The following is a 7573-nucleotide window of genomic DNA, read 5'->3' as shown; positions in this document are numbered from 1 at the left end:
CCACGCCCACGGCGGCACGTCGGTCAGCGCGGCCGAGAAGCCCAGGGCCAGCGCGATGACGGCCGGCAACGCCATCGCCCTGGTCCAGCGGCGCCGCGTCGCCACCGGGCCGTGGGCCGTCAGCGGTCCGCGCACCGCGTCGGGCCGCTCGATCAGGTCGACCAGCACCGTCTCGGCCGTGCCGCGCGGACAGGGCGGCAGCAGCTGGGAGGCCTCCCCGGCGCCGGCCACCCCGGTCATCACCGCGTCCAGCCGGGCACCGCCGAACAACCGGACCAGCAGGGGCTCACGCAGCGTGCCGCCGCGCAGCCGGCGCATGTCGAAGGTGTGCTCACGGACCCGGACCAGCCCGTGCGACAGGTGCAGCACCTCGGCGTCGCGGCGCAGCACCAGGTTCCCGTAGGTCAGCAGCGACTGTGTCACCGACAGCGCCACCGACGCGAGCACCACGGCCAGCACGACCGCCACAGCCGCACCGATCACGCCGAGCCGCTGGGCCACCCGCTCGCCCTCGGCGACGAACGCCGAACCGCGCACCGCGGCCAGCACCCCCGGTTGCGACAGCACCCCCAGCGCCGCGACGATCATCACCAGCCCGGCCGAGGTCAGAGGGCTGTACCGCAGCCACGACGGCTGCCAGCGCGCGAGCAGCCGCGTGGGCTCGGCGTGTTCGACCGGCTCCAGTGACTCGGCCAGCAGCACCGCCCGCAGCCGGGCGACTTCGGCAGCGGGCACCGCGTCGAGCTCGAAATCGTTGACGCCCCTGGCTTCCTGCCCAGTGCTGATCCGCAGCACGGTCAGTCCGAGCAGGCGGTGCAGCAGCCGGGCGTCGGTGGACACCGAACGAATCCGGTTGCGCGGCACCGACAACACGCTGCGCTGCAGCACTCCGGTGCGCAATTGCACCTCCTCGGGCCCGATGCGGTACGCGGTGGTGAACCACCGGGCCAGGCCGTAGGCGACCACGAGCGCCACGCCCGCCACCGTCCACAACGGATTGCCGGTGGCCGACCCGAGCACCAGCGAGCCGATCAGCACCGGGATCTGGCGTGCCACCTCGTGCACCGGATGCACCAGCAGCATGCGCGGACTCAGCCGCGACCACTCCGGCTCGGCGCCGACAGGCGCAGCGCTCACGTGGCATCCTCGGCGCCCAGCGCGGCGATGTCGGTGAGCCGGGCCACCACCCGGTCGGCGACGTCGGCGTCGAGCGCGACGATGCGGACCGCCCCGGCCGACGACGCCGTCGTCACGGTCACGTTCGACAGGCCGAACATGCGGTCCAGCGGACCGCGGTAGGTGTCGACGGTCTGCACCCGCGAGATCGGGGCGATCCGGCGCTCCTGCACCAGCCAGCCCGACCGCGTGTACACCGCGGTCGAGTCGAGATCCCAGCGGTGCACCCGGTACCGCCACAGCGGCGCGACGATCACCGAGATCCCGGCGCCGACCACGGTGGCGGCCGCGGCCAGCAGGTGCAGCCACCACACCCCGCCGCCGACCGCGAACCACACCGCCTGCGCGATCACGGCCAACGTCCACGGGACAGCGGCCCCGACGGCCCAGACAAGCGGCGCTTTCCGGCTCGGCGGGTGCGCCGGTTCGACCAGATGCACGCGGTCGAGACTAGACCGTAAGTTGAACGCCATGACCTCCAAATGGACCGCCGCAGACGTGCCCGACCAGTCCGGCCGGCTCGCCGTCGTCACCGGCGCCAACACCGGCATCGGTTACGAGACCGCCGCGGTGCTGGCGGGCAAGGGCGCCCGCGTCGTCATCGCGGTGCGCGACCTCGACAAGGGCCGCAAGGCGGTCGACGCCATCGCCCGGCTGCACCCGGGCGCCGACGTCACGGTGCAGGAACTCGACCTGTCGTCACTGGCCAGCATCCGCTCGGCCGCCGACTCCCTGCGCGCCGCGTTCCCGCGCATCGATCTGCTGATCAACAACGCCGGGGTGATGTACCCGCCCAAGCAGGTCACCGCCGACGGGTTCGAGCTGCAGTTCGGCACGAACCACCTCGGTCACTTCGCACTCACCGGGCTGCTGCTGGACTCGCTGCTGGACGTGCCGGGCTCGCGCGTGGTGACCGTGGCCAGCGTCGCGCACCGGAAGATGGCCGACATCCACTTCGACGACCTGCAGTGGGAGCGCAGCTACAACCGGGTCGCGGCCTACGGCCAGTCCAAGCTGGCCAACCTGATGTTCACCTATGAGCTACAGCGTCGGCTGGCCGCCAAGGGCGCGCCCACGATCACCGTCGCCGCCCACCCCGGCATCTCGAACACCGAACTGACGCGCCACATCCCCGGTTCCTCACTGCCCGGCTTCAGCCGGCTGGCCGGGCTGGTTACCAACAGCCCCGCGGTCGGGGCGCTGGCCACACTGCGCGCGGCCGCCGACCCCGAGGTGCAGGGCGGCCAGTACTACGGGCCGTCGGGCTTCCAGGAGATGATCGGTCATCCGGTGCTGGTGTCGTCGAACGCGAAGTCCCACGACGTCGACGTGCAGCGGCGGCTCTGGACGGTGTCCGAGGAGCTCACCGGCGTGAAGTACGACCTCTGATGCGTTCGGTCGAGGAACACCGGCGCGCAGTCGCGTCGCTGATCACCACGCGGCCCCCCGTCACGCTGCCGCTCGCCGACGCGCTCGGGCTGGTGCTGGCCGCCGACGTGGTCGCGCCGCTGTCGCTGCCCGGTTTCGACAACTCCGCGATGGACGGGTACGCGGTGGTCAGCGAGGACATCGCCGCGGCCACCGACACCACCCCGGTCCGGCTGCCGGTCGCCGAGGACATCCCGGCCGGCCGCACCGACATCCCGACGCTGAAGCCCGGCACGGCGCACCGCATCATGACCGGCGCGCCGTTGCCGGCCGGCGCCACGGCCGTCATCCCCGTCGAGGCGACCGACGGTGCCACCGACACCGTCACGATCCGCGCGAGCACCCGTCCCGGCCAGCACATCCGCCGCGCCGGGGAGGACGTCACCGCAGGCACCACGGTGCTGCAGGCCGGCCAGCTGGTCACCCCCGCCGCGCTCGGCCTGGCCGCCGCGCTCGGTCTCGGCGAGCTGGAGGTGATCCCTCGGCATCGGGTGCTGGTGGTGTCCACCGGCACCGAACTGGTCGCGGCGGGCCGGCCGCTGCAGCCCGGGCAGATCTACGAATCCAACGGCGTGATGCTGGCCGCCGCCGTCCGCGACGCCGGAGCCGACGTCGTCGCCGCGCCGATGACCGGTGACGACGTCGACGCGTTCGTGGCGGTGCTGCGCAGCTACGCCGACAGCGCCGACCTGATCCTGACCACCGGCGGCGTCAGCGCCGGCGCCTACGAGGTGGTCAAGGACGCGCTGACCGAGGGTGGAGTCGAGTTCACCAAGGTCGCGATGCAGCCGGGCATGCCCCAGGGCGCGGGCACGGTGTACGGCGTCCCGACGATCACGCTGCCGGGCAACCCGGTCAGCGCACTGGTGTCGTTCGAGGTGTTCGTGCGGCCGGCGCTGCGCGCCGCGATGGGCGTGCCCGACCCGGAGCGGCCGCGCCGCACCGCGATGCTGACCGAGGACCTGGTGTCCCCGCGCGGCAAGCGTCAGTTCCGCCGCGGCGTCCTCGACCCGGCCACCGACACGGTCACCGGTTACGGGCCGCCGGCATCGCATCACCTGCGCTGGCTGGCGTCGGCGAACTGTCTGCTGGAGCTCGACGAGGACACCGCCGAGGTGGCGGCGGGCTCCCGCGTGCAGGTGTGGGACCTGCGTTAGCCCTCGGGACCGTACAATCGCCCCCACGATGGCCCGACGCCCCGACCTCAAGACAGGACCAGCGCGCCTGGCGGCCCTGGTTCGCACCACTGTTCCCCCGATGCACCCCGCAGGCCTGCCGTTCGTCGGCGCGAGCCTCGCGGTCGCATTGGCCGGGCGCCGAACCCGCTGGCTGCGCAACGCCGGAGTCGCGTCCGCCGCGGCCAACGCGGCGTTCTTCCGGCATCCGCCGCGTACCGCGCCGACCCGCCCCGGCGTGGTCGTCGCCCCCGCCGACGGGCTCATCTGCCTGATCGAGGACGAGGTCCCGCCGAGCGAACTCGGACTCCCGGCAACACCTTTGCCACGCATCAGCATCTTCCTGTCGCTGTTCGACGCGCACGTGCAGCGCGCGCCGCTGGCCGGCGAGGTGGTGGCCGTGAAACACCGGCCCGGGCGGTTCGGATCCGCCGAGCTGGCCGCGGCCAGCGCCGACAACGAACGCAACAGCGTGGTGATCCGCAGCCCCGAAGGCGACGAGGTGATCGCGGTGCAGATCGCGGGTCTGCTGGCCCGACGCATCGTGTGCGACGTCCGCCCCGGCGACAAGGTCGGCCTCGGTGACACCTACGGCCTGATCCGCTACGGCTCCCGGCTCGACACCTACCTGCCTGCGGGATCGAACATCCTGGTCAGCGTCGGCCAGCGCGCGGTCGGCGGCGAGACCGTGCTCGCCGAGCTGCCCCGATGAGGCCACGCATCAACAAGTCCGTCGTCGGCGTGCGCATCCTGCCCAGCGCGATGACGGTCGCGGCGATCTGCCTGGGATTGAGCGCGGTGAAGTTCGCGCTAGACGGCAGGCCGACCGAGGCGATGGCGTTCCTGGCGATCGCGGCGATCCTCGATGCGCTCGACGGCCGCACCGCCCGCGCGCTGAACGCGACCTCGCGGATGGGCGAGGAGATCGACTCGCTGGCCGACGCGGTGAACTTCGGCGTGGCACCGGCGTTCATCGTCTACGCCACGCTGCTGTCCACCTCGCGCATCGGCTGGATCGTGGTGCTGCTGTACGCGGTGTGCATCGTGCTGCGGCTGGCGCGTTTCAACGCGATGCTCGACGTCGACCAGCCCGCGTACGAGAAGAAGTACTTCACCGGCTTGCCCGCGCCCGCGGGCGCCATCGGAGCGATCGGTCCGCTGGCCGCCAAGATGCAGTTCGGCGACGGCTGGTGGACCTCCGAACCCGCTGTGGTGATCTGGATGATCGCGGTCTCGCTGCTGGTGGTCAGCACACTGCCGATGCGCAAGATCCACACGTTCTCGGTGCCGCCGAACATGGTGGCGCCGCTGTTGGCACTGCTGGCCTTCGGGGTCGCGGCCTCGATCCTGTACGGCTACATCGTGATCCTGGTGATCATCGTCGCCTACTTCCTGCACATCCCGTTCGCGATCCGGACGCGCCGGTTCCTGGCGGCGCACCCCGAGGTCTGGGACGACAAGCCGCGCCAGCAGCGCGCGGCGCGACGGGCGATCCGGCGGACCCAGCCGCACCGGCGCTCGATGCTGCGACTGGGTCTGCGCAGGCCGCCGAGAGGATGACGTGTCCGAATCGCAGCAGTCTCCCGAAGCCCCTCGGTCGCGCGTCCACCTGACGCTCACAGCGAGGCTGAACACGTCGGCCCTGGACTCGCGCCGCGGCGTGGTCCGGCTTCACCCCGAAGCCATTGCTGCGCTGGGCATCCGGGAGTGGGACGCGGTCTCGCTGACCGGGTCGCGCACCACCGCCGCGGTCGTCGGCAGTGCGCCGCCCGGCACACCGACGGGCACCGCACTGCTCGATGACGTGACGCTGTCCAATGCGGGCCTGCGGGAGGACGCCTCGGTGCTCGTCGCCCCCGTCACCGTGCACGGGGCCCGGTGTGTGACGCTGCGCGGCTCGCAGTTGGCCACCCGGTCGGTCTCGTCGGCCACGCTGCGACAGGCCCTGCTGGGCAAGGTGATGACCGTGGGCGACACGGTGTCGCTGCTGCCGCGCGATCTCGGGCCGGGCACCTCGACGTCCCAGGCCAGCGCGGCGCTGACGTCGTCGGTCGGGATCACCTGGACCTCGGAGCTGCTGACCGTCACGTCCGTCGACCCGGCCGGACCCGTGAGCGTGCAACCCAATTCGCAGGTCAACTGGGCGGACTCGGCGACGTCGCAGGCACCGCAGGCCGGCACCGGCGCGGCCGGGGTGACCGTCGTCGCCAGGCCGGAGGCCCCGGCGGTCGACTATGACGATCTGAAGGGCTCGCACGCGCAGGCCGGACGGCTCACCGACTGGTTGAAGCTCGCCCTCGATCAGCCTGAGCTGCTCCGAAAGCTCGGCGCCACCGCCAATCTCGGAGTGCTGGTGTCCGGCCCGGCTGGCGTGGGCAAGGCGACGCTGGTCCGTACCGTGTGTGCGGGGCGGCGGTTGATCGAACTCGACGGACCCGAGATCGGATCGCTGCGCGCCGAGGACCGGCTGGCCAAGGTGTCCTCAGCGGTCGCCACCGTCCGCGACGGCGGCGGGGTGCTGCTGATCACCGATGTCGACGCGTTGCTGCCGGTGCCCGCCGAGCCGGTGGCCACGCTGATCCTGACCGAATTGCGTTCGGCGGTGGCCACTCCCGGCGTCGCGTTCGTGGCCACCACCGCGCTGCCGGACAACGTCGACGCGCGACTGCGCGGGCCGGACCTCTGCGACCGCGAGCTCGGGCTGACGCTGCCCGACGGCACGGTGCGCCGCCAGCTACTCGAGGTCCTGTTGCGCGACGTTCCCGCGAAAAGCCTCGACCTCGGCGAGATCGCCGAGCGCACACCGGGATTCGTGGTAGCCGACCTCGCCGCGCTGGTGCGGGAGGCGGCGCTGCGGGCTGCCGCGCGGGCCAGCGAGACCGGCGAGACGCCGGCCCTGGTGCAGGACGACCTGGTCGGCGCGCTCGGGGTGATCCGGCCGTTGTCCCGCTCGGCCACCGAGGAGGTGTCCGTCGGCTCGGTGACCCTCGAGGACGTCGGCGACATGGCCGTCACCAAGCAGGCCCTGACCGAGGCGGTGCTGTGGCCGCTGCAGCACCCGGAGACATTCCAGCGACTCGGGGTGGAACCGCCGCGTGGCGTGCTGCTCTACGGGCCGCCCGGGTGCGGCAAGACGTTCGTGGTCCGGGCGCTGGCGAGCTCAGGCCGGCTCAGCGTGCACGCCGTCAAAGGCGCAGAGCTGATGGACAAGTGGGTCGGCTCGTCGGAGAAGGCGGTCCGCGAACTGTTCCAGCGTGCTCGCGACTCGGCGCCCTCGCTGGTGTTCCTCGACGAGATCGACGCGCTGGCCCCGCGGCGCGGGCAGAGTTTCGACTCCGGTGTCACCGACCGCGTGGTGGCCGCGATGCTCACCGAGCTGGACGGCATCGAGCCGCTGCGCGACGTGGTCGTGCTGGGCGCGACCAACCGCCCCGATCTGATCGACCCGGCGCTGCTGCGGCCCGGCCGACTGGAGAGGCTGGTGTTCGTCGAGCCCCCGGACGCCGAGGCGCGCGCCCAGATCCTCAAGACCGCGGGCAAGTCCGTGCCGCTGGCCGACGACGTCGACCTGGAGACGCTGGCCGGCGAACTCGACGGATACAGCGCCGCGGACTGTGTGGCCCTGCTGCGGGAGGCGGCGCTGACCGCGATGCGCCGGTCGATCGTCGCGGCCGACGTCACCGCGGACGACGTCGCGGCCGCCCGGCAGGCGGTGCGGCCGTCGCTGGACCCCGTGCAGGTGGACGCGCTGCGGGCGTTCGCCGAGTCCCGCTGAATCGGACCTCCTTCGGCGC

The 7573-nt window shown here is 72.4% G+C and carries 7 protein-coding genes; 5 read left to right on the top strand and 2 right to left on the bottom strand.

The window, feature by feature from the left end; translation table 11 throughout:
• Both MVA01S_RS15095 and MVA01S_RS15090 read right to left on the bottom strand, forming a co-directional pair.
• A partial coding sequence (locus MVA01S_RS15095) for a PH domain-containing protein (RefSeq protein WP_060941626.1) occupies positions 1-1083 on the bottom strand: 1083 nt, incomplete at its 3' end.
• A 50-nt stretch (positions 1084-1133) separates the two neighbouring features.
• Positions 1134-1616: a PH domain-containing protein gene (locus tag MVA01S_RS15090; RefSeq protein WP_003932826.1), complete on the bottom strand. Its 483-nt coding sequence runs from the start codon at positions 1614-1616 to the stop codon at positions 1134-1136.
• Between the two features lie 31 nt (positions 1617-1647).
• On the opposite strand from MVA01S_RS15090, the gene MVA01S_RS15085 reads away from it, so the two are divergent.
• Genes MVA01S_RS15085 through MVA01S_RS15065 form a run of 5 tightly spaced genes read left to right on the top strand, consistent with a single transcriptional unit; the run spans position 1648 to position 7554 of the window.
• Positions 1648-2565 (top strand): SDR family NAD(P)-dependent oxidoreductase, encoded by a 918-nt coding sequence (locus tag MVA01S_RS15085; RefSeq protein WP_003932827.1) that lies wholly within the window; start codon positions 1648-1650, stop codon positions 2563-2565.
• A complete protein-coding gene (gene moeA / locus MVA01S_RS15080) occupies positions 2565-3761 on the top strand; it encodes a molybdopterin molybdotransferase MoeA (RefSeq protein ID WP_003932828.1) in 1197 nt (398 codons plus the stop codon). The genes MVA01S_RS15085 and moeA overlap by 1 nt, the downstream gene beginning before the upstream one ends.
• Before the next feature lie 28 nt (positions 3762-3789).
• A complete protein-coding gene (locus MVA01S_RS15075; RefSeq protein ID WP_040542697.1) occupies positions 3790-4491 on the top strand; it encodes a phosphatidylserine decarboxylase in 702 nt (233 codons plus the stop codon).
• Positions 4488-5339: a CDP-diacylglycerol--serine O-phosphatidyltransferase gene (pssA, locus tag MVA01S_RS15070; RefSeq protein WP_003932830.1), complete on the top strand. Its 852-nt coding sequence runs from the start codon at positions 4488-4490 to the stop codon at positions 5337-5339. Before MVA01S_RS15075 ends, pssA begins: the two co-directional genes overlap by 4 nt.
• Position 5340: 1 nt before the next feature.
• Positions 5341-7554, top strand: a complete 2214-nt coding sequence (locus MVA01S_RS15065) for an AAA family ATPase (RefSeq protein WP_003932831.1) — start codon at positions 5341-5343, stop codon at positions 7552-7554.
• The last annotated feature ends 19 nt before the right edge of the window (positions 7555-7573 follow it).

It is taken from the genome of Mycolicibacterium vaccae NBRC 14118 = CIP 105934 (assembly GCF_001552715.1).
Lineage (GTDB): Bacteria > Actinomycetota > Actinomycetes > Mycobacteriales > Mycobacteriaceae > Mycobacterium > Mycobacterium vaccae.
Note: the sequence above shows the minus strand (reverse complement) of the source record. Positions and strands in the feature narration are given on the sequence as shown.

Excerpts from the sequence above, each read along its gene's own strand:
- MVA01S_RS15085 (WP_003932827.1), top strand. The coding sequence starts at position 1,648 with ATGACCTCCAAATGGACCGCCGCAGACGTGCCCGACCAGTCCGGCCGG.
- moeA (WP_003932828.1), top strand. The coding sequence starts at position 2,565 with ATGCGTTCGGTCGAGGAACACCGGCGCGCAGTCGCGTCGCTGATCACC.
- MVA01S_RS15075 (WP_040542697.1), top strand. The coding sequence starts at position 3,790 with ATGGCCCGACGCCCCGACCTCAAGACAGGACCAGCGCGCCTGGCGGCC.
- pssA (WP_003932830.1), top strand. The coding sequence starts at position 4,488 with ATGAGGCCACGCATCAACAAGTCCGTCGTCGGCGTGCGCATCCTGCCC.